This window comes from Roseateles sp. GW821-FHT09G09 (genome assembly GCF_059415965.1).
In genome coordinates this window covers 286,924-312,536 of record NZ_JBWKOG010000001.1, presented here as the reverse complement: position 1 = coordinate 312,536, position 25,613 = coordinate 286,924, and the positions used below count along the sequence as shown (strand labels likewise).

Genomic DNA, 25,613 nt, shown 5'->3' with positions numbered 1-25,613 from the left:
GAAAGGCGGTGGACTTGCCGTGGACGACCCGTGGGCAAGCGGTGGAGAAACGGCCTTCCGGCGGGGGATGAGCTGTGGACAGGCTGGGGTCAGGCTGTGCTCAAGCGGCCTTCGGCTGGGGACAAGCCGCGGGCCGCGAGCCGGCCCAGAGACCGCCGAAGGTCAGGGCGGCATTGACCAGCAGCAGCTCCAACCCCATCCGGTAGTCCCCGAAGAGGGCGGCCTGGTGGGCGTCGACGACCCAGCACAGCGCCGGGGCCGCCAGCGCGACCCCCGGCAGCACGCCGGCGCGCAAGGTCCGCGTCGTCAGGATCCCGAAGGCGAACAGCCCCAGCAGCGGCCCGTAGGTGTAGCCCGCCAGCTTCAGGATCAGCGAGACCATGCTCGGATCGTCGAGCCAGCGGAAGCCCAGCGTCAGCAGCAGGAACACCAGCGCATAACCGAGGTGGACGGCCTTGCGGACGCGGCGCTGGCGGGTCTCGTCCCAGTCGCGACGCTCCTGCAGGCCGATCAGGTCGATGCAGGTGCTCGAGGTCAGCGCGGTGATGGCGCCGTCGGCGCTCGGGAACAGCGCCGAGATCAGCGCGACCACGAAGATCAGCTGCACCCAGGCCGGCAGGTGACCCATCACCACGGCGGGGAAGAGCCGGTCGCCCTGGGCGCCGATCGCCTGCTGCTGCGCATACATCGTCAGCAGACCGCCGAGGAACAGGAACAGCAGCACCACGACGGTCATGATGGCCGCCATCACCATCATGTTCTTCTGCGCGTCGGCCAGACGCTTGACCGAGATGTTCTTCTGCATCATCTCCTGGTCCAGGCCCGTCATCGCGACGGCGATGGCCGCGCCGGCGAGCAGCTGCTTGGCCCAGTGCGAGGCGCTCATCGGGTCGGTGACGAAGACTTCGGCCAGCCCCGCGGCGCGCATCGCCTGCCAGCCGGAGGCCAGGTCCAGGCCCAGCGCGTGGAGCAGGAACACCACGCAGATCACCAGGCCGCCCAGCATGCCGGTGGTCTGGAGCGTGTCGGTCCAGACGATGGTCTTGACGCCGCCCTCCAGCGTGTAGAGCAGGATCATCACGAGCACCAGCAGCGCGCTGAGCCAGAACGGCATGCCGAACTGGGCCAGCACCAGGTCCTGCAGGATGCGCACGACGAGATAGAGGCGGGCGGTCGCGCCCAGGGTGCGGGACAGGATGAAGAAACCGGCGCCGGTGCGGTGCGCGGCCACGCCCAGGCGCGCGCCGAGGTAGCGGTAGATGGAGCTGAGGTTGAGCCGGTAATAGAGCGGCAGCAGCACGAAGGCCACGACAGCGTAGCCGGCGAACTGGCCCAGCATGATCTGGAAGTAGCTGAACGCGCCGGCGCCGACCGAGCCCGGCACGCTGATGAAGGTCACCCCGGAGAGGGAGGTGCCGATCATCCCGAAGGCAACCAGCCCCCAGTGGCTGTTGCGGTTGCCGATGAAGAAGCTGTCGTTGTCCGCGCGGCGCGACGTCCACCAGGCCACCGCCAGCAGCAGCGAGAAGTAGGCGATGACGACGACGAGCAGGACGGTGGCGGACATGGCGCGGGATTATTGGAGCGTCGGCGCGCGGGCTGCATTCCGAATGTGGCAGCAGGCATAACCCCGCCGCTCGCGGCCCATGCGCCGCTCCTGTGCCGCCCAGGCCCTGCCGACGCGCCGTCCATTCCCTGACCTTCGTCGGCGCAAGGGGCGGCGTGCTACAACCTCGGCTCCTTCGAAGGAGTCGATCATGGAGTTGTCAGTCTGGCTGGGGTTCTTCGCGGCCTCGTGGGCCATCAGCCTGTCCCCGGGCGCGGGTGCCATCGCGGCGATGAGCGCTGGGCTGAATCACGGCTTCCAGCGCGGCTACTTCATGACCATGGGCCTGATCCTGGGCATCCTGACCCAGATCGTGGTGGTCGGCGCCGGCCTCGGCGCGCTGATCGCGGCGTCCGAACAGGCGTTCGCGGTGGTCAAGTGGGCCGGCGTGGCCTACCTGGTCTACCTGGGCATCCAGCAATGGCGCTCGCCGGCCAAGCCGCTGGTGGCGGAGCAGGCCGAAGGCAGGCAGGTGTCGCGTCGTGACCTGGTCCTGCGCGGCTGGGGCATCAACGCGGTGAACCCCAAGGGCACGGTCTTCCTGCTGGCCGTGGTGCCCCAGTTCCTGAACCTGCACCACAGCCTGCCGCAGCAGTACGCGGTGATCGGCGCGACGCTGGCCTTCACCGACGCGGTCGTCATGGCCGGCTACACGCTGCTGGCGGCGCGCGTGCTGCGGGCGCTGCGTTCGGAGTCGCACCTCAAGGCGATGAACCGGATCTTCGGCTCGCTGTTCGTCGGTGCCGGCGCGTTGCTGGCCACCTTCAAGAAGGCGGCCGACTGAGGCGCCGGGCTGGCGTGCCGGAGCCCGGCTCCTCCTGAGCGACCCACCCAAGCGGGCGCTCCCCCCAAAAAGGCCGCCCCCAAAGGGCGGCCTCGTCGTTTCCACCGGCCTGCTGAATGCCACCTTGCGCGGGCGGCCGGTACAGATCGCTGTCGCACATCATGTCCACCGTTTCCGACCGCTGGTTGTTCTGGGGCCCGACGCTGATCTGGGCCAGCACCTGGCACGTGATCCTCTACCAGCTGGCCTCGGGCGTGCCGATCCTGAACTCGGTCGGTTGGCGCTTCGGCCTGGCGGCGCTGATGCTGGCGGGTTTCGCGCGCTGGCAGAAGCTGTCGCTGAAGCTGCCCTTGTCGGCGCATGGGCTGATGCTGGCGACGGGGATCGTGCAGTACAGCGGCAACTACTACTCCGTCTACGAGGCGGAGCGCCACATCCCCAGCGGCCTGGTGGCGGTGCTCTTCTGCCTGATGGTGTTCGGCAACGCGCTGTCGGGGCGGATCTTCTTCGCCCAGCGGGTGACGGGCCGTTTCCTGGCGGTCTCGGCGGGCGCGGTCGCCGGGGTGGTGATGATCTTCTGGCCGGAGATCGCCTCGACGGGCGCCCGGCCGACGGCGGCCTATGGCCTGGCGATGGGCCTGGCGGCCGTGCTGGCCGCGTGCATCGGCAACGTGCTGACGCTGACCTTGACGCGCCGCGGACTGGCGCTCGTGCCGGTGCTGGCGTGGAGCATGGGCTACGGGGCGGTGTTCCTGCTGGTCACGTCGGTGATGACGGGGCAGGGCCTGAACTTCGCATGGACGCCCGAGTACGTGTTCAGCCTGCTGTACCTCGCGGTGTTCGGCTCGGTCTTCGCCTTCGTCCTGTACTTCAAGCTCGCGCAGCGCCAGGGCACCGCGCGCGCCGCGCTGACCGGCGTCGTGATCCCGGTGATCGCGCTGGGGATCTCCGCGATCTTCGAAGGCTGGCGGCCGACGATGCTGGCGCTCGCCGGCATGGTGCTGTGCCTGGGCAGCATCTATGTGGCGACAAGGCCGCAGCGGTGAGCGCGATCGCGCGCCGACTACTTCACCCAGCCGATCTCAACGGCGGTCGCCGGGCCGACGACGGTCTCGCCCAAGCCTGAAGGGATTCGCAAGTCGCCTTCCCGCACCGGGATGCGCCCGGCCATCAGCTCGGCGGCGGACTGCGGGTAGCGCGGCTCCTGCCGCGGCGTCGCGTAGCCCTCGGGGAAGACCGGCGCCAGCGTCGACGGGTCGTACTTGTCGGTGGCGCCGAAGGTGTGCAGCGCCTCGTGCGCGATGACCACCTCGTTCTGCGCCTGCTGCGACCTCGTCGCGAACAGGTGCACCAGGCCGAGCCGGCCCTTCTCCAGCCCGATCGAATGCGGCAGCGCCCCGGCGAAATCCGGCGGGTGATACATGAGGAAGAGCCTCACGTCCGGCACGGGCGAGCTCGGCGGCGTCTCGCGCCACGCCCACCAGCGCATCCGCAGGCTCCAGGAGATCGCCGACAGCGGCCCCGCGTCCCGCGGCACCGTCGGCGGCGCGACCCGGACCCGGCTGCCCAGCACGATCCGCACCGGCTCGGACAAGGACATGCCGTACCGGGCCGCCTCCCGCTGGAAGTAGGGCGCCAGTCCCTCGAAGGCGGCGGCGTCCAGCCGTTCCAGGTAGAGGTCCGTCACGGCGTCGCCCGACGCGTTGATCGGATACAGCGTCACCACCTGCGGCCGCTTCCAGGACTGGGCCTGCCAGCGGCCCACCAGCGTGGTGACCGCCACCGTCAACAGGATCCCGAGCAGGATCAGGATCCGCAATGCCTTGAACATGTCTCTCCCTCGGTGGTCTTTCGGTCCGGCACGTGTCAGTCGCGTCAGCCGCGTCAGTCGCCTCGGACCTTGCCGCGCCCGGCCTTGATGTCGCCGCGCTGGCTCTTGGCCTCCAGCCGGCGCTTCTGCGACCCGTAGGTCGGCTTGGTCGCGCGGCGCGCCTTCGGCGTGTGCGCCACGCTCTGCGCCAGCGCCACCAGCCGCGCGATCGCATCGGCGCGGTTCTGTTCCTGGCTGCGCGATTCCTGGGCCTTGATCACCACCACGCCCTCGGCCGTGATGCGCTGGTCGCTGAGCGCCAGCAGGCGTTCCTTGATCATCGCCGGCAGCGTCGAGCGCCGGATGTCGAAGCGCAGGTGCACCGCGCTGCTGACCTTGTTGACGTTCTGGCCGCCCGGACCGCTGGCCCGGATCGCGGAGATCTCGAGCTCCCAGTCGGCCGGCGTCCAGTCCAGGAGCATGACGCCGACGGAGGCGAGCCGCGCGCCGGGCCTCAGCCCAGCGTCTCGACGTGCACCGGCACGCGTTGGGTCACCGCGCACATCAGCTCGTAGCCGATCGTGCCGGCCGAGCGGGCCACCTCGTCGATCGGCAGCACCGAGCCGTGCGGACCCTGGCCCCAGAGCGTGACCTCGCTGCCGATGCCCTCGTTCGGCAGGTCGCTCAGGTCGACCGCCAGCATGTCCATCGAGACGCGCCCGATCGTCGCGCTGCGCCGGCCGCCGACCAGCACCGGGGTGCCGTGCGCGGCGTGGCGGGGGTAGCCGTCCGCATAACCGCAGGCGACCGTGCCGATGCGCATCGCGCGCTGCGCCACGAAGCTGCTGCCGTAGCCGACGCTGTCGCCGGCCTTCAGGGGCTGGACCGCCAGGACCTTGGCCCGCAGCGTCATGGTCGGCTTCAGGTCCCAGTGGGCGATGTCGTGTTCCGGGAAATCCGGCGCGCTGCCGTAGGTCATGATCCCGGAACGCACCCAGTCGGCCCGCACCGCCGGATCCTGGGTGTGGCGCAGGATCGCCGCGCTGTTGCTCAGGGTGCGCGCGCCCGGCAGGTCGGCCGTCGCCTCCTTGAAGACGGCGGTCTGGTGCTCGATGCCGCGCGGTCCGTCGGCATCCGAGAAATGTGTCATCAGCGAGATCTCGTCCACCTGCGGCAGCGCGTTCAGCCGCGTCCAGGCGCCGCGGAAGGCGCTCGGCGTGAAGCCCAGCCGGTTCATGCCGCTGTTGAGCTTCAGGAACACCCGATGCGGCTCGTGGGTCTTGTGCATGGCCAGCCAGTCGACCTGCTGCTCATGGTGCACCGTGTGCCAGAGCTTCAGCCGCGAGCAGAGTTCCAGGTCGCGCGATTCGAAGCAGCCTTCCAGCAGCAGGATCGGGCCGCGCCAGCCCAGGTCGCGCAGGCGCTGGGCTTCGTCCAGGTCCAGCAGCGCGAAGCCGTCGGCGCTGCGCAGCGCGTCGAACGCCCGTTCGATGCCGTGGCCGTAGGCATTGGCCTTCACCACCGCGAACACCTGGGCGTCGGGCGCGCAGGCGCGGGCGCGGGCGATGTTGTGGGCCAGCGCGGGCTGGTGGATGAGGGCTTCGATCGGACGCGGCATGGGCCTGCATTGTGCCGCGCCATGAACGGAAAACCGGCGCGCATTAACACGCGCACCCTGTCCCGTGAAGCGCTGTTACGAAAACGAGCGCATGCTATAAACCCGCCGCAGCGCTGCCTTTCCCCACCCCGTGGACCCAGCGTGATCACCGCAGTTCCAGGTATGCCGGGTCGATGAAAAAAGGCTTCTACACCATCATGTCAGCGCAGTTCTTCAGCTCGCTGGCTGATAACGCGCTGTTCGTCGCCGCCGTTGAACTGCTTCGCACCAGCGGCGCCGCCGAATGGCAGCGTGCCGCCCTCGTGCCGATGTTCGCGCTGTTCTACGTGGTGCTCGCTCCCTTCGTCGGCGCCTTCGCCGATGCGGTTCCCAAGGGCAAGGTCATGTTCATCTCCAACACCATCAAGGTGCTGGGGTGCCTGAGCATGCTGGTCGGGGTGCACCCGCTGATCGCCTACGCCATCGTCGGGCTCGGCGCCGCCGCCTACTCGCCGGCCAAGTACGGCATCCTGACGGAACTGCTGCCCACCTCCCAGCTGGTGAAGGCCAACGGCTGGATCGAAGGGCTGACCATCGCCTCCATCATCCTGGGCGCGGTGTTCGGCGGGCAGCTGATCGGTGACAAGGCGTCCGCGGTGCTGCTGGCCATCGACATCCCCTTCGTCGATACCGGCATCGACACGCCGCCGGAGGCCGCCATCGCCTTCATGGTGGTGCTGTACTTCATCGCTGCGCTCTTCAACCTGCGCATCCCCCGCACCGACTCGCCGCTGCAGCCGATCTCGCACAGCGCGACCGACCTGGTGCGGGAGTTCGCCGCCTGCAATTCGCGGCTGTGGCAGGACAAGCTGGGCCAGATCTCGCTGGGCATGACGACGCTGTTCTGGGGCGTGTCCGGCAACATGCGCTACATCGTCTTCGCCTGGGCCGCCGCGGCGCTGGGCTACGGCACGACCCAGGCGTCGGCGCTGGCCGGCGTGGTGGCCATCGGCACCGCCGTCGGCGCCGTGGCCGCGTCGATGGTCGTGCGGCTGGACAAGGCGACCAGCGTCATCCCGTTGGGCATCGGCATGGGCCTGCTGATGCTGGTGCTGAACTTCATCGGCAACCTGTGGGTGGCCATCCCCTTCCTGATCCTGCTGGGCGGCATCGGCGGCTATCTGGTCGTGCCGATGAATGCGCTGCTGCAGCATCGCGGGCACAACCTGATGGGTGCGGGCCGCTCGATCGCCGTGCAGAATTTCAACGAGCAGGCCTGCATCCTCGGCCTGGGCGCGCTCTACACGATGCTGACCCGTTTCGGCACCTCGGCCTTCGGGTCGATCACGATCTTCGGCCTGCTGGTGGCCGGGATCATGTGGGTGATCGGCCGCTGGCACGCGCACAACAAGGTCGAGCACGCGGAGGAACTCAACCGCCTGCTCGCCATCGCCCGCAGCGACAAGCACTGAGCCCGGCTCGCCTGCGGCAGCGCGGGGCCCCCGCTGAAACGACAACGGCCCTTCGGGGCCGTTGTCTTTGGGGGTCTTACCCCCTCGCCCGCTTGCGGGAGAGGGTGGGGGTGAGGGCCAGCGGCGGTGGCAGTCCTGAAGCCATCAACGCCGCGCTCGTCCCCGCCCCGTCGGCGGCGCCGCGACGACGATCCCCCCGGTGGTCAGCACCTGGTCGATGTGCTCCGACCAGGCCCGCCCGATCTTCAGGCAGCCGCTGTGGTTGAGGTGGATCTCGTTGTGCCAGTCGCCGCTGATGCCGCTCGCGCCCGGCGTGGCCGCGGCCAGCGGCACGGCGGTCGAGTCGAACACGAACAGGCCCGGGAACTGCTCCTTGTCCGCCATCAGCGTCTTCAGGAACTGCGCCAGGTGCATCACCATCAGCCGGCTGACGGCCGCCCAGTCGGCGGCCGGGATCGCGTAGGCCTTGAGCGCCGGGTACAGCCAGGGGCCATGACCGGCATCCTCCGCGCCGGCCGGACGCGGCATCGGCACGGCGTAGCAGTGCATGAAGACCGGCTTGCCGGCGGACGGCCCCTGGTCGCGCAGCGTCAGCAGATGGCGCAGGTTGGCCTTCAGGTACTCCGCGTAGGTCGCCCAGCCGGGCTCCGAGAAGTAGCGGCCGACGCCCGCGGACGGCGGGCCCCATTCGGTCTGGTTGCGCAGCAGGCGCAGGTGCAGCGGCACCTCGACGCCGTCGATCTGAGTCGGCGTCTGTGCCGCCTTGATCAGGTCGTTGCCGCCGACGGACAGCAGGATGCCGTCCCAGACGGGGGCGTCCGGTGCGGTCAGCAGGCGGACGAAGTCGGGCGATGACGCCAGTTCGACGACCTTGGACAGGCTCTCGCGTTGGCCGGCGCAATTGATCGCGACCGTCGCCTTGGTCAGCACCAGTTCCTGGAGCAGGTTGGCATGCGCGCTGAGCTTGGCCTGGGCGGTCGAGAACCAGGAGTCCCCTTGAGCCAGCAGACGCCAGTGATAGCTCTGCAGGTCGGGCCCGGGCTGGGACTGCAAATCCTCGGGGGCGAAACAGGCCAGGTGATCCAAGAAGCTCTCCCTACTTTGGTGGACGGGTCACACGCGACAGGGTAGGCCGCGTGCATGACAGGCGCACGGCGACCCGATTGGAGGACAGGGTCAGTCCTTGCGCCATGCTACAAACCCTGGGCATTGTTGGCCGGTCCGCGGGCCGGATCCAAGCCCTGTCGGGGGGACTGTTGCACAAGCCCCACCCCTTGTGCACGTCTATCGCGCTCCCTGTCCCTTCGTCTGTCGCTCCGTCTGTCCCCAGTTCCCGAATGCCGATCCTTGCCTTGATGCTCAACGCCACCATCTGGGGACTGTCGTGGTGGCCGTTCCGCCAGTTCGAGGGGGCCGGCATGCACCCCCTGTGGACGACGGTGATCCTGTACGTCCTGTCCCTCGTCGTGGTGCTGGCCAGCCAGCGCGGCGCCGTGGCGGAATGGTTGCGCTCCCCCGGCCTGTGGGTGGTGACGCTGGCGGCCGGGATGACCAACACCGCGTTCAACTGGGGCGTGTCGACCGGCGACGTGGTCCGGGTGGTGCTGCTCTTCTACCTGATGCCGCTGTGGGCGGTGCTGCTGGCGCGGCTGGTCCTGGGCGAGCCGCTGACGGTGTCGGCCGGTCTGCGCATCGCCCTGGCGCTGGGCGGGGCGCTGGCGGTGCTGGCGCCGTCTGACGGCGGCTGGCCGGTGCCGTCCAGCTTGCCGGACGTGCTGGGGCTGCTGGGCGGCATGACCTTCGCGTTCAATAACGTGATGCTGCGCCGCGAAGCCGCCCGCAGCCCCGGCGCGCGGGCGTTGGCGATGTTCGCCGGCGGCGTGCTGGTGGCGGGCCTGTCCGCGACGGCCATGGCCGGCCGGGGACTCGCGCCGTGGCCGTCGCTGCCGGGCGCGGTCTGGCTGCTGCCGCTGGCGGGCATGGCGCTGTTGTTCTTCGTCTCCAACCTGTCGCTGCAATTCGGGGCGGCGCGGTTGCCGGCCAACGTCACGGCGGTGGTCATGCTGACCGAGGTGCCGGTGGCGGCGATCTCGGCGCTGCTGCTGGGCGGCGGCACCCTGGACGGAAAAACCGCCGTCGGCGGCGCGGCGATCCTGGCCGCGGCGATGCTGGCGGCGCTGGAGCGCCGTCGCGCCTGACCCGGCCTGTCGCGCTAGGATGCACCCCGGTCCACCCGGGCCGTAACGAGGAGGTCCCCCATGAGCGCCAATGGCAAGACTGCCTTCGACTTCGACGCCGTCAGCATCGCCGGCGAACCGGTCGCGCTGTCGGAGTACCGCGGCCGTGTGCTGCTGATCGTCAACACCGCCAGCGAGTGCGGCTTCACGCCGCAGTTCAAGGGCCTCGAGGACTTGTGGCGCGACTTCCAGGCCCGCGGGCTGGTGGTCGTCGGTTTCCCGAGCAATGAATTCGGCGGTCAGGACCCCGGCAGCAACGAGGAGATCTCGTCGTTCTGCCAGCTGAACTACGGCGTGAGCTTCCCCATGATGGCCAAGGTCAAGGTCAACGGCGGGGAAGCGCACCCGCTGTGGCAGTGGCTCAAGGGCGAGAAGCCCGGCATCCTGGGCACGCAGGCCATCAAGTGGAACTTCACCAAGTTCCTGGTCGGCCGCGACGGGCAGGTGCTGAAACGCTTCGCCCCGAACGACGCCCCGGCGGCTATCCGCGGCGAGATCGAGGCGGCGCTGGCGGAGTGAGCACCTCGGCTGACGGACGTTCCAGCCTCCCGGCTGGCGATGACGGGCGCGACGCCGACCGCGAAGCCGCCCGCGAGGCCCTCGCGCGCATCGCCCACCACTTCACCCGCTTCGCCGAGACCGACGGCGCGGACGACGCGCTGTACCAGGCGCTTGCCACCGTCATCGCCGCGGATCAGGCGCTCATGGCCCTGCTGCTCGAGGCGCCGCCGACGCAACGCAAGCCGGTGCTGTTGCTGGCCGCGCTGCACGACCGGATCCTGGCCGGCGAGCCGCACCCGCTCGCCGCCTACTACGCGAGCGTGGGCGGGCAGCGGGCACCGGACGGAGACCTGGGTGCGCATCTCCGCGACTTCGTCCGTCGGGAGGGCACGGCGCTGCGCGCGCTGATCCGCACGCGCACGACGCAGACCAACGAGACCGGCCGGTGTGCGGTGCTCCGACCCGCGTTGCAGGCGCTCGCAGCGCGTCTCGGCGGCACCGACGCCCGGCCGGTCGAGCTGGCCCTGTTCGAGTTCGGCTGCAGCGCGGGCCTGATCCTGGGCGTCGATCGCTACGCCTACGACGATGGCGTCGAGACGACGCCCGGTGAGCGCCCGGATGCGCCATTGATCTCCACCACCTGGCGTGGCGAGCGCCCAGCCGGACTGCTCGGTGCGCCGCGCTGGCGGGCAGGCCGGCGCATGGGTGTCGATCTGCAGCCGATCGCCCCTGCCGACGACGTGGCGGCGCGCTGGTTGCGCGCCTGCCTCTGGCCGGGCGACGCCGCGCGTCGGGAGCGGCTGGACCGGGCGTTGGACGACGCTCGGCGGCATCCGGTGCCGCTGCTGCGAACGGAGGACGGACTGGCGGACCTCGAGCGCTGGATGGACGCGCTGCCTGCCGGTGTCACGCCGGTGATCTTCAACGTCTGGGTGCTGGCCTACTTCGATGCCGCGTCGTTCAAGACGCATGTCGAGCGCATCGATCAGCTGGTGCGCGACCGCGGGTTGGTCTGGATCAGCGGCGAGGTCGGCAAACTGGCGCCGATGGCCTCGCCGCCGGACTGCCCGGCCGGCGAATCGCCCGGCAGCGGCACGCTGTGGACGCTGCAATGGCGCGACGGCGGAGAGGTCCGCACCGACGTGCTGGCCTGGTCGCATCCGCACGGACGGTGGATCGAGTGGCTGGACGCCGGCCACGCCCGCTCAGCGTGAGGCCGCCGACGCCGGACTTGCCGACGCGCCGGGGACGAGCTTCAACTCGTTGACGACAAACTCCACGTCGTCGATCTGCTTCACCAACGCCTCGAGTGCGGACGCCTCATCGGCGCTGCGCACGCAGCCTTGCAGCCAGATCCAGCGCCGCTGGCCGAGCGCCCAGACGCTGGTCGTCGCATCGAACCGGCCGTCGGCGGCGACGGCCTTCTGCACGCGCGGCATGATCTCCCTGTCGTAGAGATAGGCGTTGGGCAGCCGGCAGCGGCCGCTCTGGAAACAGCTGGTGCCGCGCTCGATGCGGCCATGCGCCTGTGCCCTGGCTTCGGCCTCGCTCATCAGCGGTCCGGGCGGGGCCGGACACTCGGACGGCGGGATCGCCGAGCTCAACTGCACGAAGGGATCGTCAAAGACCTTGCGCCGCGCCTCCTCCGCGGCGGCGAGCGCGGGCAGCGTCGCGTGCAGGATCAGCGCGATCCGTGCGCAGACGCACAGGCGATGGGCGATTGGCGGCGGTCGTCGCATGGCCGGGAGCTTGCCCCATCGCTTTCGAGCCTTCAAGCGGACCGCCTTGATGGCTAGGATGGCCCGTCGCTCCCCCACAAGAACGCCTGGAGACTCCGAAGATGACCGCCCCGATGTCTGCCTCCTCTTCCTTCCACCGACTGCGCCGCGCGGCGCTGGCCTTGGCCGCGATGACCGCCCTCGGCGTCCAGGCGCAGACGGTCCCCGAGCTCGGCGCGCTCGCCGCCAGGGAGCAGCCGGCGTTGATGAAGACGCTGCAGCAGCTGGTCGAGATCGAGTCCGGCAGCTCCGACCGCCCGGGCCTGGACCGCATCGCCGGCGTCATCGCGCAGCGGCTGCGCGAGCTCGGCGGCCAGGTCCAGCTGATCGATCCGGACAAGACCATCGCCGCGCCGACCTCGGACGCGGGCGACGGCCCGGCCAAGGTCGGCCAGGTCGTGCAGGCCTCCTTCAAGGGCGGCAACCCCAACGGCAAGCGCGTCATGCTGATCGCGCACATGGACACCGTCTACCAACGCGGCGGCCTGAAGCAGCAGCCGTTCCGCATCGACGGCAACCACGCCTACGGCCTGGGCATCGCCGACGACAAGCAGGGCGTCGCCACCATCCTGCATGCGCTGGCCATGCTCAAGTCGGTCGGCTTCAAGGACTACGCCGAGATCACCGTGCTGATCAACGGCGACGAGGAGATCGGTTCACCCGGCTCGAACCCGCTGATCACCAAGCTCGGCGGCGAGCATGACGCGGTGCTGTCCTTCGAGGGCGGCGGCGGTCCGACCACGCCGGACACGGTGCGCCTGGCCACCAGCGGCATCGCCTCGGTGGATCTCAAGGTCAAGGGCCGTTCCTCGCATGCGGGCGCGGCGCCGGAGAAGGGCATCAACGCGCTGACCGAGTTGTCCCACCAGATCCTGCAGACGCGCGATCTCTCCGATCCCAAACGTGGCCTGCACCTGAACTGGACGATGTCCAAGGCGGGCTCGGTCCGCAACGCGATTCCGGAGCGCGCCGAGGCTCAAGGGGATGCGCGCGCGGACCGCTTCTCCGACTTCGACGCGCTGGAAGCCGAGCTGCGCAAGCGCATCCAGAACAAGCTGATCCCGGACGCCGAGGTGAGCGTGAGCTTCAACCGCGGCCGCCCGCCGCTGGCGGCGACCGACGCGTCGCGCGCGCTGGCCGCGAAAGTCAAGGCCCTGGCCGACGAGCAGAAGCTGGAGTTGGTCGTGCGCGACCGCCCGACCGGCGGCGGCACCGATGCCGCCTATGCGTCGCTGGCGACCCAGGCGCCGGTGATCGAGGGCCTGGGCGTGCGCGGTTTCGGCGCGCACAGCAGCGACAGCGAATACATCGTCGTCGATGCCATCGCGCCCAAGCTGGTGCTCGTCACGCGTCTGGTGATGGCCATCGGCAGCGGCAAGGCGCTCTGATCAGGCCTTCGGGTAAAGCACCATCTGCGTGCAGCGGAACAGCGCGATCGTCTTGCCATTGTGCGTGACGGTCGCGTCCCAGACCTGGGTGGTGCGGCCCATGTGGACGGCGGTGGCGGTGCATTCGATGACGCCGTCGCGGGCGGTGCCCAGGTGGTTGGACTTGAGCTCGACCGTGGTGAAGTTCTGCGCGCCGTCGGGCAGCGACGAGATGCAGCCGTAGCCGCAGCAGGTGTCGGCCAGCGTGACGACGCTGCCGGCGTGCAGGTAGCCGTTGGGCGCCATCACCTGCTGGGTGACCGGCAGGCGCGCGAAGACGCGGCCCTTCTCGACCTCGACGATCTCGATGCCCATGTGGCCGGGCAGGCAGGCGGCGCCGCGCGTGTTGAAGTCGTTGATCATGTGATTCTGTGAAGCGGATGGATCAGGTCATGCGAAGCCGGCATTGTCGTCGGCCTGTATCGGCCGATCGGCACGGGCGCTGTTGCGGTGCGGGCGGGCGCGGCTGGGGATAATGGCGCGAGCCGATAGTCCAACGGGGAGTTCCCAGCATGTTCCAGCACGTCGACGCCTATCCGGGCGATCCCATCCTCAGCCTGAACGAGGCTTTCCAGAAGGATCCGCGCACGCAGAAGATCAACCTGTCCATCGGCATCTACTTCGATGACGACGGACGCATCCCGATGCTGGACTCCGTGCGCCGGGCCGAACTGGCGGTGGTGGAACAGGCCGGCGCGCGTCCCTACCTGCCGATGGAGGGCGCGGCCAACTTCCGCACCGAGGTGCAGAAGCTGCTCTTCGGCGCCGACAGCGAGGCGTTGCAGAGCAAGCGCGTCGCGACGATCCAGGGCGTGGGCTCGTCCGGCGGGCTGAAGGTCGGCGCGGACTTCATCAAGCGCTACTTCCCCGACAGCGCGATCTACCTGAGCGACCCGACCTGGGACAACCACCGCGCGGTCTTCGAGGGCTCCTACATCGAGTGCCGCAGCTACCCGTACTACGACGCCAGGACCGGCGGCCTGCGTTTCGACGCGATGCTGCAGGCGCTGTCGGAGGCGCCGGCGCGCAGCGTCGTGCTGCTGCATGCGTGCTGCCACAACCCGACCGGCGTGGACCTGTCGCAGTCGCAATGGGACGCGCTGATCCCGGTGCTGAAGGAGCGCGAGCTGATCGCCTTCCTGGACCTGGCCTACCAGGGCTACGGCGACGGGCTGGAGCAGGACACCTTCGCGATCCGCGCGCTGACCGCGGCGGGCCTGAGCTTCTTCGTCGCGAACAGCTTCTCCAAGAACATGAGCCTGTACGGCGAGCGCTGCGGCGCGCTGTCGGTGGTGTGCCCGGACGCCGCGCAGGCGGCCAACGTGCTGGGGCAGCTGAAGTTCACGATCCGCCGCAACTATTCGAACCCGCCGATGCACGGCGGCCAGGTCGTGGCCAAGGTCCTGGGCGACCCGGCGCTGCGCGCGCTGTGGGAAGGCGAGGTCGAGGAGATGCGCGAGCGCATCCTGGCGATGCGCAACGCGCTGTTCGAGGTGGTCTCGGCCAAGGTGCCGGGCCGCAACTTCGACTACTTCCTGAAGCAGCGCGGCATGTTCAGCTACACGGGGCTGACGCCCGAGCAGGTGGACCGCCTGCGCGAGGAATTCGGTGTCTACATCCTGCGCTCCGGCCGCATGTGCATCGCGGGCCTGAACACGCGCAACGTCGAAGCCACCGCGAACGCGATGGCCGCCGTCCTCGCCTGAAGCACCGGCGGCAGGCTCCTCTCACACGGACTCCCTCTACCGCTTGCGGGAGAGGGCAGGGGTGAGGGCCAGCAGCCTCCCGCATGAACTGACCGGCGGTGCCGGATGAGCGCCGTGCACCTCGCGTACGGGGGATTTCGTTGACTGCCTCGTCCGCTGGCCCTCACCCCCACCCTCTCCCGCAAGCGGGAGAGGGAGCAAGAAGGTGGCGGGCATTCCCCTTGCGCGCATGCGGCGAGGTTATGGGTAGCGGCACCGCTTTCATTGGCTGAGGGTGTCGTGAATCCGTAACCTCCCGGACCATTCAAGAATGAATTCGTCCGGGATGAAGCAGCTAGTCGTGATCGGTGGGGGCGTCGTGGGCGTCACCACCGCCTGGGCCCTGGCGGAGGCGGGGCATCGGGTGACGCTCGTGGAGCGCGAGGCCACGCTCGCCACGGGCGCGAGCCGTGCGAACGGCGGGCAGCTCAGCTACCGCTACGTGTCGCCGCTGGCGGATGCCGGCGTGCCCTTGAAGGCGCTGCGCTGGCTGCTCGATCCGGACGGTCCGTTGCGTTTCAAGCCGGACGGCACGACGGCGCAATGGCGCTGGCTGGCGTCCTTCCTGGCGCACTGCCGCGGGCCGGTGAACCAGCGGACCACGGAGCGCCTGCTCGAACTCGGCGCGTTCAGCCAGCAATGCTTCGGCGAGCTGCAACGGCACGCGGCGCTCGATGCCATCGCGCTGCGCACGCCGGGCAAGCTGGTCGTTTACCGCAAGCCGGACGAGTTCGCCCGTGTCGCCGCGCGCACGCCCGCCGGCGGGCCGGAACGGGCGCTGACCCGCGACGAATGCCTGGCGATCGAACCCTCGCTCGGCGACGGCGGCGCGCAGTGGCTGGCCGGCGGCATCTTCACCTCGGGCGAGGCGGTCGCCGATTGCCATGCGCTCAGCGTGCAACTGGGCGAGCGCCTGGCGCGCCATCCGAATTTCCGGGGCCGGGTGAAGGCCACCGCCACCGGCTTCGTCGTCGAGGGCGACCGGGTCGTCGCGCTCAGGACCGACCAGGGCGACCTGGTCGCGGACGGGATCGTGCTGGCGGCCGGGCTGCAGAGCGCGGCGTTGGCGGAACTCGTCGACCTGCGGCTGCCGCTGTACCCGCTGAAGGGCTACAGCCTGTCCGCGCCGATCAACGGCGTGCACCGCCCACCAACGGTCAGCGTCACCGACTTCGAGCGCAAGACGCTTTACGCCCGCATCGGGGACCAGCTCCGCGTCGCGGCGATGGTGGACCTCGTCGGCGACGACACGCGCATCGATCCGAAGCGCCTGGCGGCGTTGCAGCGCAACGTGCGAGAGACCTTCCCGAGGGCCGCCGACTACGACCGCGCCGTGCCCTGGGCCGGCCTGCGCCCGGCGACGCCGAGCGGCGCCCCCATGCTCGGCGAGACGCCGCTGCGCGGGCTGTGGCTGAATGTCGGCCATGGCGCCCTGGGATTCACCTTCTCGTTCGGCTCGGCCCGCATCGTGGCCGACCTCATTTCCGGCAAGCCCAGCCCGATCGCGCTGGACGGGCTGCAACTCCGCGCCGCCTGAGGTGCCGCGATGACGACGGCCGCCAAGCCCGTCGGAACCGACGCGACTGACGCGACGGACGCGACCTCGCTGGCCGAGTCGCTGCGGGCCGCCGTGCTCGCCCAGGACTTCGGCGCGACGCGCGATCCGCAGGACGAGGGACGGCCGATCCGGCATTTCCCGAGCATCGATCTGGCCGTCGTCGCGTTCCCGGAGAAGGGGGCGCCGGTCGCGGCGAACGTGCTGTTCTCGCGCGAGTTTCCCAAGGGCCTCGTCGCCGACATCGCGCCGGACGCGGGCCCCGTGCGCAACATCCGGTACCTGGCCGATCAACGCGACGCCGAGGGCAACTCGATCGCCTGGCGGCCGGCGTCGGACTGGTCCGCGATGGACTGGACGCCGCTGGCCGGCGCGGTGGGCGAGGTGGGCAAGGTGGGCGAGGGCGGCGGCCGCATGGTGGCGCCGTACCCGGCGTCGCTGCTGAAGCTGATGCTGCTGGTGGGCGTGGGTCGGCTCGTCGATCAAGGGCGAGCGGGCTGGTGGCAGCCGCTGACCTATGCCGGCCGCGAGCGCGCCGTGTCCGACTGGGCCTACGACATGGTCACCTGGAGCAGCAACGAGGCGACCTCGGCGCTGGTCACGCTGATGCATGCGGCCGGCGCGATCCGCCGCGACGGCGGGCGTGAGGTGCGCAACGACCTGCACACGCTGTTCGCCTCGCTGGGGCTGACGACGCTGCGCTTCGCCAACACGACGGCGGAGGGCGGCTGGGGCAACGGGTCCGGGTCCGGCGTGGGGCAGATCCAGATGACCGCCTGGGACACGGTGCGGCTGCTGTGGTGGCTGGATCCGGTGGCGCCGCACGCGCCGTGGCTGCGCGCCGATGCGCCGCGCTTGTCGCCCGAGAGCCGCAACCAGGCCATGCACGCCTTGCAGGACCAGGCGCTGCACCAGGTGCTGTCGAGCAGCGCGATCGGCGGCGTGCCCGGCTGGGTGCCGGGGCTGCCGGCGCGTCTGCCGGGCCGCTGGTTGATGCCGGACGGCGGGCTGCATGCGGGCGAGGTGTCGCTGCCCGGCGACCTGCGCCGTTTCGCGACCGGCGGCGAGGTCTGGTTCGCGCACAAGACCGGCAACACCGAGAACTACACCTCCGATGCGGGCATCGTGCGCGGCATCCTGCCCCGGCGCCGGCATTACCTGATCGCGCTGCTGAGCAACCTCGGCTCGCGCTACGCGCCGCACCCCGACTGCTCCACGACCTGGCGCATCCCGGCGCTCGGCGCCGCGATCGACGCGAAGATGGCAGCGTGGCTGGAGCCCTGATTCCGACGATGTTCCCGGCGCGCGCCGCCGATGTTCCTCAAGGCTTCTCATGGCTGACGACACCTTCCTGCTGCCTCCGCTGCCCGAGCGTGCCTGCCTCGGCGTGATCGCGCCTGCCGGACCGCCGAGGGACGGCACGCTCGAGCTCGTGGTGCCGCTGATCGAGCGACTGGGCTTTCGCGCGAAGCTCTTTCCGAGTTGCCACGGCCCCGCGTTCCTGGGCCACCTCGCGGCGGACGATGGCCGTCGCCTCGCCGACCTGCACGGGGCGCTGGACGATCCACAAGTCGACGCGGTGATCGGCCTGCGTGGCGGCTACGGCTGCCTGCGTCTGCTCGATCGCATCGATCGCGCGCTGCTGCGTCGATCGCCGAAGCCGTTGATCGGCTACAGCGACCTGACGGCGCTGCATGCGCTGCGCCAGCAACTGGGCATGGCGGGGTGGCATGCGCCGATGCCGGCCTCGGACTGGCACAAGGGCGACGCCGGCTGGGCCGATGCCGTCGCGCTGGCCGAGCGGCTGCGCCGCGGCCTGCGTGTCGGCGATGCGCTCGGACCGGCGCTCGCGCCGCATCCGCTGAACCGCGGCTCGACGCCGGTGCGCGGCGTGCTGAGCGGCGGCAATCTGGCAGTGCTCGTCGCGCTGATGGGCACGCCGTTCATGCCTGACCTGCGCGGGGCGGTCCTGTTCCTCGAAGACATCGGCGAGGATCCCTACAAGATCGACCGCCTGCTGTGCCAGCTGCGCCTGGGCGGCGCGCTCGACGACATCGCCGGCGTGCTGCTCGGCAGCTTCACCGACGCCGATTCACCCGACGAGGTGCTCGCCGATTACTTCGGCGACCTCGGCATCCCGGTCCTCGCCGGCTGGCCGAGCGGCCACACGACGCCCAACCTCCCGCTGCCGATCGGCGTGGCGGTGACCTTGGATCCCGCGACGCGCGTTCTCAGCGCCTGAGTGCCCGACACCTGAGCGGCGTCTCCCCCATCGGAGTGCCGACCTCAGGACGAATCCGTCCTGGGCATGACCTGTCACTCAGGCCTCTCGCAACAGTGCGAAGAGGTCGATGTGACGAATGCGGTCTATCTGGTCGAAGGCTTTCAACGGTGGATGCGCAAGCAGGCGATGCAGAGACGCCGACCTCTGCCGTGCCGTGGCGGAAATGGAACGCGGGCTGATCGATGCAAATCTCGGTAGTGGACTCTTCAAGAAGCGGATCGCACGATCCGGGGCCGGCAAACGCGATGGGTATCGCGTGATCGTCGCCCATCGACAAGGCGGGCCGTGGTTCTTCATCGAAGGCTACGCGAAAAATGCGGTGGCCAACATCGAAGGATGGAGGCTCCGTGGCTGCAAGGAAACCAACGTGCTCCTCGAGAAGATGAACGACGATCAACTGGCGGGGGCCGTCGTTTCAGGACTTTTGAAAGAGGTGATCTGTGATGCGTAAACGCAAGTTCGAATCGATTGACCGGATGGTGAAGACCGGACGCCGTATGTATGTCTGCGGCTTGGCGAGCGGCGAGGACTTCCAGCGACTGGCGTGGGTCGGTATCGCTCCAGCGGAGCCATTGATGCCCGAGGAAATCCGGATCATTCGCGAGAGCGCGGATCTGGACCTCTACACCTTTGCCAACATGCTCAACACGACGGCCCGTCTGCTGCGCCGCTATGAGCAAGGCATGACCCGACCCACCGGACCCGTCCTCCGCCTGCTGCACACGATCCGGGAACAGGGCATGAGGAACGTCTTCCCCCTGAGCTCCCGCGCGCTCGGCGGCAAGGCGTGAAGGAAAAAGCCCGCCGGTCTCCCGGCGGGCTTGGTGTCCGAAGGCCCGCCGCGCGAGGCGGCAGGCGGCGCCTGATCAGAAGAACTTGTAGTCCAGCCCCAGCGTGAACGAGCGTCCGCGCGGGTCGGCCACACGCGGTTCCCACGAGCTGCCCGAACCGGTGTTGGTGTCGTAGCTGTTCGCGAACGGCGGGTCCTGGTCGAAGAGGTTCTTCACGCCGACGGTGACCGTCAGGTTCTTGATGCCGCTGTAGGCCACGCTCGCATGGTGCAGGTAGTACGGCTTGACCCACGGATCGAAGGCCGGCGTCGACGCGTTGCCGTTGGCCACGCCCGGCGGCACATAACCGTAGTAACCGGTGCTGTACTGCTGGCGCAGCGACCAGGCCCAGTCACCATACGTGTAGGTGATGTAGGCGCTGTGCTTCCAGCGGATGCCCAGCTCGCTCGACCGCGTGAACTGGCCGATCTCGCTCGGGCCGAAGGCCACGTTGTCCAGCAGCTTGGAACGCTTCTTCAGCAGGTAGGTGCCGTCCAGCCCGCCGCTCAGGCGGCCGCCGTTCATCGGCGTGCTGCCGCGCAGCGACAGCTCCAGGCCGCGCGTCTGCGTCTCGCCGGTGTTCACCCAACGGGTGTCCACCGTCTGCAGCGCGCCGCTGGCGTCGCGGATGAAGGCCTGCGGGAACAGCTGGTAGTTGTTCAGGATCTGCGTCAGCGTCAGGCTCTGGATCTGGCCGTCACGACGGATGTCCCACAGGTCGACCGACGCGCTGAAGTCCTTCACCGGCTGCCACACGAAGCCGATGTTGGACATCTTCGACTCCTCCGGCTTCAGGTCGTTGCGACCGCCGAAGAGCGTGTTGAAGGTGACCGCCTGGCAGCCCGGCGCGTTGCTCACCACGTTGCCCGGGCAGGTCGCCGGATCCGGCACGCCGGCGCCGGTGTACGGCGACTCGGTCACGCCGTTGAACAGCTGGTTGAAGGTCGGCACGCGGAAGCCGGTGCTGTAGGACGCGCGGAACACCAGGCTGTCGATCGGCGCGTAGCGGATCGAGGCCTTGGGGTTGGTCGTGCTGCCGAAGCCGGTGTACTTGTCGTAGCGCACCGAGAGGTTCAGGTCCAGGTTCTTGACGATCGGGATGATGGTCTCGCCGAAGATCGCGCCCACCTTGCGCTTCACGCCGCTCAGCGCGTTCACGTTGTCGAACGGCGCGTTGAAGATCCAGGTGTTGATGTCGTTGGTGTTGACCGTCTGGTTGCCGTCGAAGCGGTACTTCTCGATCCGGTAGTCCACGCCCACCGCGCCCATCACGTCGCCGGCCGGCAGCTTGAACAGCGGGCCGGAGGCGGTCGCGTCGTACTCGTCGGTCGTGTACTTGCCGCCGTAGAGCTTGGTGCCTTCGGCCGAGATCGCGTCCAGCGCCGCCAGCGCGGCCGGCGACTGCGACTGGCCGGCCAGCAGGAACGGGTTGAGCACGCCGGTGTTGATCAGGTTGGCCAGGCCGACCCAGTTCTGGTAGCCGGTGCCCAGCACCGAGTTGCTCTTGCTGAAGGCCTGCGACGCGCCGACCTTGTAGTCCCAATCCTTGAGGAAGGGCAGCGGGCCGTCCATGCTCAGCAGATAGCGGCCGGTATCGGTGGTGGTCTCGAACTCACGCTGGCCGCACTCCATGCAGCGCCAGCGGAAGGCCAGCGGCTTGCCGGCCTGCGAGGCCAGCGACGGGAAGGCGCCGACCAGCGCGTTCCACACGGTCTGGTAGCTGGCGCCGCTCGACGGATAGGCCAGGCTGCGGAACGGGCTCGGCACGGTGGTGCCGTTGGGCAGGCCGATCGTGGCCGTGGCGCTGCCGCTGCTGATCTGGTTGGCGGAGAAGATCTTCTGCGACTCCGACTTGCCCAGCAGCACTTCGCCGGTCAGCGTGTGCTCGCCCAGCTTGAGCATGCCGCGCGTCACCAGGTTGGTGTTCTTCACCGGCTGCTGGATCACCGCGGCCTTGCCCGAGTCCCAGGCGCAACCGAACTGGTTGGCCGGCGACGCGGCGGCGGAGTTCCACAGCTTCTCGGCGTACGGGGCCATGCCCGGCTGCGACGCGCAGCCCGCGCCGCCCGGCAGGTCCAGGATGTTGGCGCTGGTCAGGGCCACGCCGTTGTAGACCGGGGGCGTGATCGTGGGCGAGAAGAAGACCGTCGCGAACGGCGTGCCGCGCGTGTCCGGGGACAGGCCGCGCTCGGGCTGGAAGCTGTTGACGAAGTCGCGCTGCGAGCCGTCCAGGCGCTTGTTGTCCGTCATGGACAGCACGGCCATGACGTTGAAGCCGTCCTTGTCGATGTTGCCGATGCCGCCGGTCACCGAGCCGCGGTAGATGTTGCCGCCGCTGTGCTGCGTGACGTCGGAGAAGCCGCTGACGGTCAGGCCGGTGTAGTCCTTGCGCAGGATGAAGTTGATGACGCCGCCGACGGCGTCGGTGCCGTAGGTCGACGAGGCGCCGTCCTTCAGCACCTCGACGCGCTCGATGGCGGCCATCGGGATCTGGTTCAGGTCGACGACGCCGCCGTTGAGGCCGTGCGCCGCGATGCGCCGGCCGTTCAGCAGGATCAGCGTCGCGTTGGCGCCCTGCAGGCGGAGGTTGGCGGAGGTCGCGCCGTTGTTGCCGCGGGACTGGCCCGAGACCACGTCCGCGTTGGAGGCCAGGTTGTCCAGGCCGTTGCCGTTGGAGGACAGGGTGGCGATCAGCTGCTCGGCCGACACGATGCCCTGGCGGTCCAGGTCGCGGCGCGAGATCGTCTGCACGGGCAGCGCGCCTTCGTCCTGGATGCGCTTGATGCTCGAGCCGGTGATCTCCACCCGCTCGATCTTCTGGACTTCCTGCGACCAGGCCGCCGCGTGGGCGCCCAGTCCCACCACGACGAGGCAGCGGGCGAGTTGATTCAGTTTCACGACCTTCTCCTTGTTAACCGGTCCGGCGTCCTGGAACGCCTCCAACGACTGTGGCCGTCCGATGCGGGGGCGACCCTTTGATGTGACTGTGTTGCGAGCTGTGAATGATCTTCAAGCACGAGCGGTTTTCACCGTCATAGGAACGTCACCCATTTGTTGTTTCCGTCCCGATGAATGCTTGTCTCGCGCGTATAACCTGCGGGAATGCAGCGGGGCCGGGAATATACAGTCGCTGCTCATGCGATCGATCCCCGCCCTCGTGCTCCTGGTTGCCGCGCTCGCCACGAGCGGCTGCGCCAGCCTCGTCGACACCCCGCCCGCGCCGGTCGAGACCGCGCTGCGCCAGGCCGGCGTGCCGGCCTCGTCGCTGGCGGTGGTGGCCTATCCGCTGGACGCGCCCGGCACCGGGCTGCGCCTGAACGCGGACCGGCCGATGGCGCCGGCCTCGACGATGAAGACGATCACCGCCGTGGTGGCGCTGGACCGGCTCGGTCCCAACAGTCGGGGACAGACCCAGCTGCTGGCCGCGGGCGCGCTCCGCGACGGCCGGCTCGACGGCCCGCTGGTGCTCAAGGGCGGCGGCGACGCGGACCTCGACTGGCCCGCGCTCTGGGGGATGCTGCGCGAGCTGCGCGAGCGCCACGGCGTGCGCGAGCTGGCGGGCGGGATCGTCGTCGATCGCGGCCTGTTCAACCCGGCGCGGCCGGACATCGGCGCGCCGCGTTTCGACGAGCAGGCCGAGTTCCCGTACAACGTGATCCCGGATGCGCTGCACCTCAACGGCAGCCTGCTGCAGTACGACTTCTGGTCCGACGACCGCGGCCTGACGGTGCGGCCCTTCCCGCAGTTCGGCGGGCTGGCGATCGACGCGAGCGGCGTGAAGCTCAACGACAAGCCCTGCAAGGACTGGGACGACGACTGGAAGCCGTCGCGCTTCGAGGCGCTGCCCGAGGGCGGCGGGCGACTGGTGCTGGCCGGCGAATTCCCGCGCGGGTGCCAGGTCACGCAGTCGCTCAACGTGCTGGACCGTCAGTGGGAGACGGCGCAGGCGCTGCGGCAGCTGTGGGGCGCGCTCGGCGGCACGCTGTCGGGCGAGATCCGCGAGGGCGCGACGCCCGAGGGCGCCCGCGTGCTGGCGCAGCACCGCGACCGCCCGCTGGCGGAGCTGCTGCGGCCGGTCATGAAGTCCTCGGACAACGCGCTGGCGCGGATGCTGTTCCTGCGGCTCGGCGCGTCGGCGGCCCAGCCCGGCGAGGACACCCGCGAGGCCGCCGCGCGCGTGGTGCGCGAGTGGTTCGCCGCGCAGAAGATTGCCACGGATGGTCTGGCGTTGGAGAACGGCTCCGGCCTGTCGCGCAGCGAGCGCGCCTCGGCCGCGCAGATGGCGGCGATGCTGCAGGCGTCGGCGCGCGGTGCGCATGGTCCGGAGCTGCTGGCCACGCTGCCGGTGGCCGGCGTCGACGGCACCCTGTCCCGGCGCTTCAAGGGCACGGCCGCCGAAGGCCGCGCGCGGATGAAGACCGGCACGCTGCGCGATGTCGTGGCGCTGGCCGGCTTCGTGCCGGACTCGACCGGCAAGACCTGGATCGTGGTCGCAATCGTCAACGACGATCAGGCGGCGAAGGCGCGTCCGGCGATCGATGCGCTGGTGGACTGGGTGGCGCGGCGCTGACAGCCGTACTGCCGCCGCCGCTGGCCCTCACCCCCACCCTCTCCCGCAAGCGGGAGAGGGAGTCCGACCGGCTCTACTCGCAGCGCCTGCTCCTCTTGCTCCCTCTCCCGCTCCCGCTTGCGGGAGAGGGTAGGGGTGAGGGGCGCGCGCAGCGCGCGGGGTTTGGGCAGTCATGCTGCTCCTCTTGCTCCCTCTCCCGCTTGCGGGAGAGCAACCGTGTCAAACGCAGGCAGCGGTCGCCGTCACTCCCTCTCCCGCTTGCGGGAGAGGGTGGGGGTGAGGGCCAGCGGCCGTGGCAGTGCTGAAGCCTCGGGCCTAAAGCACCGCCGCCGACAGCAGCCGCAGCGTGCCGGCCCGCGCGTCCATTTCAGCGGGCTGGCCGACCGGCACGGTGAACTTGCGCTTGATGTGGCCGATCATGGCGCCGCGGTAGACGGGCACGTTCAGCGGCAGGAAGTAGTCGTCGAAGACCTCGTCCAGCGTCAGCGTGCCGAAGTTGCCGTCGCCCGGGCCGCACTGCGTGAACTTGCCCAGCACGACGCCGGCCAGCTGGTCGAGCGCACCGCTCAGGCGCAGCGTCGAGAGCATGCGGTCGACGCGGTAGATGTACTCGTTGATCTCTTCCAGGAACAGGATCGCGCCGCGCGTGTCCGGGAAAAAGGGCGAACCCGCCAGCGAACTCAGCACCGCCAGGTTGCCGCCGACCAGCGGCCCGCGCGCGACGCCCGGGCGCAGCGTGCTGATGCGGTCCTCGCGCTGGACGAGGTGGACGCCGCGCTCGCCCTGCGGGTTCTGCAGCAGGTCCGCCTGCGCGTCCATCGCGACGGCGCGGAAATGCTGGAGCGAGAACTCATTCCATTCCGAACCCGCGACCGGGCAGTGGAAGGTGATCAGCCCCGTCTGCTTGTGGATGGCGTTGACGAGACTGGTCAGATCGGAGAAGCCGCCGAAGAACTTCGGCTTGCGGCGGATCAGCGCGTAGTTCAGCTTGTCGACGATGCGGTTGCAGCCCGAGCCGCCGGTCAGCGCAAGGATGCCGGCGACCTCGTCGTCGGCGAAGAAGTCGTTGATGTCGGCCGCGCGCTGGACGTCGGTGCCGCCGAACTGGCCGTAGCGCCCGCGCACGTTGGCGCCGAGCTTGACCTTGAAACCGAGCGCCTCCAGCGACTCGACGGCGATCTCCAGCGGCTCTCGCTCATAGGTCGCGTTGGCGGGACTGACGAGGCCGATGGTGTCGCCAACCTTCAGCCGACGCGCGCGCAGTGGATCGGGCGCGACAGGCGTGCGGGTGCCGCGGGCATCGCGCCCGTCACGCGCTGGCGCGGCGGTCTGGCCTTGCGCCGTCGGCAGCGCGCCGAGTGCGGCGGCCGCGGCGGTGGCGGCGCCGGTGAGGATCTGGCGACGGGAAGCGGTCATG

General features: G+C 69.7%; 23 protein-coding genes. 14 read left to right on the top strand and 9 right to left on the bottom strand.

Features of this window, described 5'->3' with window-relative positions:
• Window positions 1-100: 100 nt before the first annotated feature.
• On the bottom strand, window positions 101-1,567 hold the full coding sequence (locus AC07O8_RS01370; RefSeq protein WP_495046339.1) for a sodium:solute symporter: 1,467 nt from the start codon (window positions 1,565-1,567) through the stop codon (window positions 101-103).
• Between the two features lie 190 nt (window positions 1,568-1,757).
• On the opposite strand from AC07O8_RS01370, the gene AC07O8_RS01365 reads away from it, so the two are divergent.
• Together AC07O8_RS01365 and AC07O8_RS01360 are read left to right on the top strand one after the other, a co-directional pair.
• Complete coding sequence (locus tag AC07O8_RS01365; RefSeq protein WP_495046338.1) at window positions 1,758-2,390, top strand: LysE family transporter; 633 nt, start codon at window positions 1,758-1,760, stop codon at window positions 2,388-2,390.
• Window positions 2,391-2,551: 161 nt separating this feature from the next.
• A complete protein-coding gene (locus AC07O8_RS01360; RefSeq protein WP_495046337.1) occupies window positions 2,552-3,436 on the top strand; it encodes a DMT family transporter in 885 nt (294 codons plus the stop codon).
• A gap of 17 nt (window positions 3,437-3,453) precedes the next feature.
• Here AC07O8_RS01360 and AC07O8_RS01355 read toward each other — a convergent pair whose 3' ends face one another.
• The 3 genes from AC07O8_RS01355 to alr are packed head-to-tail and all read right to left on the bottom strand — an operon-like array spanning window position 3,454 to window position 5,818.
• Complete coding sequence (locus AC07O8_RS01355; protein WP_495046336.1) at window positions 3,454-4,221, bottom strand: hypothetical protein; 768 nt, start codon at window positions 4,219-4,221, stop codon at window positions 3,454-3,456.
• 53 nt (window positions 4,222-4,274) lie between these two features.
• On the bottom strand, window positions 4,275-4,682 hold the full coding sequence (arfB, locus tag AC07O8_RS01350) for an alternative ribosome rescue aminoacyl-tRNA hydrolase ArfB (RefSeq protein ID WP_495046335.1): 408 nt from the start codon (window positions 4,680-4,682) through the stop codon (window positions 4,275-4,277).
• Window positions 4,683-4,714: 32 nt separating this feature from the next.
• Window positions 4,715-5,818, bottom strand: coding sequence for an alanine racemase (alr, locus tag AC07O8_RS01345; RefSeq protein ID WP_495046334.1), 1,104 nt, complete (start codon window positions 5,816-5,818; stop codon window positions 4,715-4,717).
• 173 nt (window positions 5,819-5,991) lie between these two features.
• Here alr and lplT point away from each other — a divergent pair, with 173 nt between their 5' ends.
• The gene (gene lplT / locus AC07O8_RS01340) at window positions 5,992-7,269 is read left to right on the top strand and encodes a lysophospholipid transporter LplT (protein WP_495046333.1); all 1,278 of its coding nucleotides are present in this window, start codon (window positions 5,992-5,994) and stop codon (window positions 7,267-7,269) included.
• 144 nt (window positions 7,270-7,413) lie between these two features.
• Here lplT and AC07O8_RS01335 read toward each other — a convergent pair whose 3' ends face one another.
• A complete protein-coding gene (locus AC07O8_RS01335) occupies window positions 7,414-8,355 on the bottom strand; it encodes a hypothetical protein (RefSeq protein WP_495046332.1) in 942 nt (313 codons plus the stop codon).
• A gap of 251 nt (window positions 8,356-8,606) precedes the next feature.
• On the opposite strand from AC07O8_RS01335, the gene AC07O8_RS01330 reads away from it, so the two are divergent.
• From AC07O8_RS01330 to AC07O8_RS01320, 3 genes are read left to right on the top strand one after another with little or no spacing between them, the layout of a single operon-like run.
• Window positions 8,607-9,467 (top strand): EamA family transporter, encoded by an 861-nt coding sequence (locus AC07O8_RS01330; protein ID WP_495046331.1) that lies wholly within the window; start codon window positions 8,607-8,609, stop codon window positions 9,465-9,467.
• 60 nt (window positions 9,468-9,527) lie between these two features.
• The gene (locus AC07O8_RS01325) at window positions 9,528-10,025 is read left to right on the top strand and encodes a glutathione peroxidase (protein WP_495046330.1); all 498 of its coding nucleotides are present in this window, start codon (window positions 9,528-9,530) and stop codon (window positions 10,023-10,025) included.
• Window positions 10,022-11,221 carry a DUF2332 domain-containing protein gene (locus AC07O8_RS01320; RefSeq protein WP_495046329.1) on the top strand — a complete coding sequence of 400 codons (1,200 nt, stop codon included), beginning with the start codon at window positions 10,022-10,024 and terminating at the stop codon, window positions 11,219-11,221. Before AC07O8_RS01325 ends, AC07O8_RS01320 begins: the two co-directional genes overlap by 4 nt.
• Here the strand turns inward: AC07O8_RS01320 and AC07O8_RS01315 are convergent.
• Complete coding sequence (locus AC07O8_RS01315; protein ID WP_495046328.1) at window positions 11,213-11,746, bottom strand: BON domain-containing protein; 534 nt, start codon at window positions 11,744-11,746, stop codon at window positions 11,213-11,215. The two genes, AC07O8_RS01320 and AC07O8_RS01315, sit on opposite strands and share 9 nt — an antisense overlap.
• 113 nt (window positions 11,747-11,859) lie before the next feature.
• Here AC07O8_RS01315 and AC07O8_RS01310 point away from each other — a divergent pair, with 113 nt between their 5' ends.
• Window positions 11,860-13,173, top strand: coding sequence for a glutamate carboxypeptidase (locus tag AC07O8_RS01310; RefSeq protein WP_495046327.1), 1,314 nt, complete (start codon window positions 11,860-11,862; stop codon window positions 13,171-13,173).
• Here AC07O8_RS01310 and AC07O8_RS01305 read toward each other — a convergent pair whose 3' ends face one another.
• Window positions 13,174-13,575 carry a PaaI family thioesterase gene (locus AC07O8_RS01305; RefSeq protein ID WP_495046326.1) on the bottom strand — a complete coding sequence of 134 codons (402 nt, stop codon included), beginning with the start codon at window positions 13,573-13,575 and terminating at the stop codon, window positions 13,174-13,176.
• 149 nt (window positions 13,576-13,724) lie between these two features.
• Between AC07O8_RS01305 and AC07O8_RS01300 the strand changes: the two genes are divergently transcribed.
• From AC07O8_RS01300 to AC07O8_RS01275, 6 genes are all read left to right on the top strand, one after another.
• Window positions 13,725-14,918 (top strand): amino acid aminotransferase, encoded by a 1,194-nt coding sequence (locus tag AC07O8_RS01300; RefSeq protein WP_495046325.1) that lies wholly within the window; start codon window positions 13,725-13,727, stop codon window positions 14,916-14,918.
• A gap of 283 nt (window positions 14,919-15,201) precedes the next feature.
• Window positions 15,202-16,494: a D-amino acid dehydrogenase gene (locus AC07O8_RS01295; protein ID WP_495046955.1), complete on the top strand. Its 1,293-nt coding sequence runs from the start codon at window positions 15,202-15,204 to the stop codon at window positions 16,492-16,494.
• A 9-nt stretch (window positions 16,495-16,503) separates the two neighbouring features.
• Window positions 16,504-17,796, top strand: a complete 1,293-nt coding sequence (locus tag AC07O8_RS01290) for a serine hydrolase (RefSeq protein ID WP_495046324.1) — start codon at window positions 16,504-16,506, stop codon at window positions 17,794-17,796.
• A gap of 49 nt (window positions 17,797-17,845) precedes the next feature.
• Complete coding sequence (locus AC07O8_RS01285) at window positions 17,846-18,754, top strand: S66 peptidase family protein (protein WP_495046323.1); 909 nt, start codon at window positions 17,846-17,848, stop codon at window positions 18,752-18,754.
• Between the two features lie 118 nt (window positions 18,755-18,872).
• Complete coding sequence (locus AC07O8_RS01280; RefSeq protein WP_495046322.1) at window positions 18,873-19,247, top strand: type II toxin-antitoxin system RelE/ParE family toxin; 375 nt, start codon at window positions 18,873-18,875, stop codon at window positions 19,245-19,247.
• A complete protein-coding gene (locus tag AC07O8_RS01275) occupies window positions 19,240-19,587 on the top strand; it encodes a helix-turn-helix domain-containing protein (RefSeq protein ID WP_495046321.1) in 348 nt (115 codons plus the stop codon). The genes AC07O8_RS01280 and AC07O8_RS01275 overlap by 8 nt, the downstream gene beginning before the upstream one ends.
• 75 nt (window positions 19,588-19,662) lie before the next feature.
• Here AC07O8_RS01275 and AC07O8_RS01270 read toward each other — a convergent pair whose 3' ends face one another.
• On the bottom strand, window positions 19,663-22,524 hold the full coding sequence (locus tag AC07O8_RS01270) for a TonB-dependent receptor domain-containing protein (protein WP_495046320.1): 2,862 nt from the start codon (window positions 22,522-22,524) through the stop codon (window positions 19,663-19,665).
• A gap of 238 nt (window positions 22,525-22,762) precedes the next feature.
• Between AC07O8_RS01270 and dacB the strand changes: the two genes are divergently transcribed.
• Window positions 22,763-24,196, top strand: a complete 1,434-nt coding sequence (gene dacB, locus AC07O8_RS01265) for a D-alanyl-D-alanine carboxypeptidase/D-alanyl-D-alanine endopeptidase (protein WP_495046319.1) — start codon at window positions 22,763-22,765, stop codon at window positions 24,194-24,196.
• 315 nt (window positions 24,197-24,511) lie between these two features.
• On the opposite strand, the gene AC07O8_RS01260 is transcribed toward dacB, so the two are convergent.
• A complete protein-coding gene (locus tag AC07O8_RS01260; protein ID WP_495046318.1) occupies window positions 24,512-25,612 on the bottom strand; it encodes a S66 peptidase family protein in 1,101 nt (366 codons plus the stop codon).
• Window position 25,613: the final 1 nt, after the last annotated feature.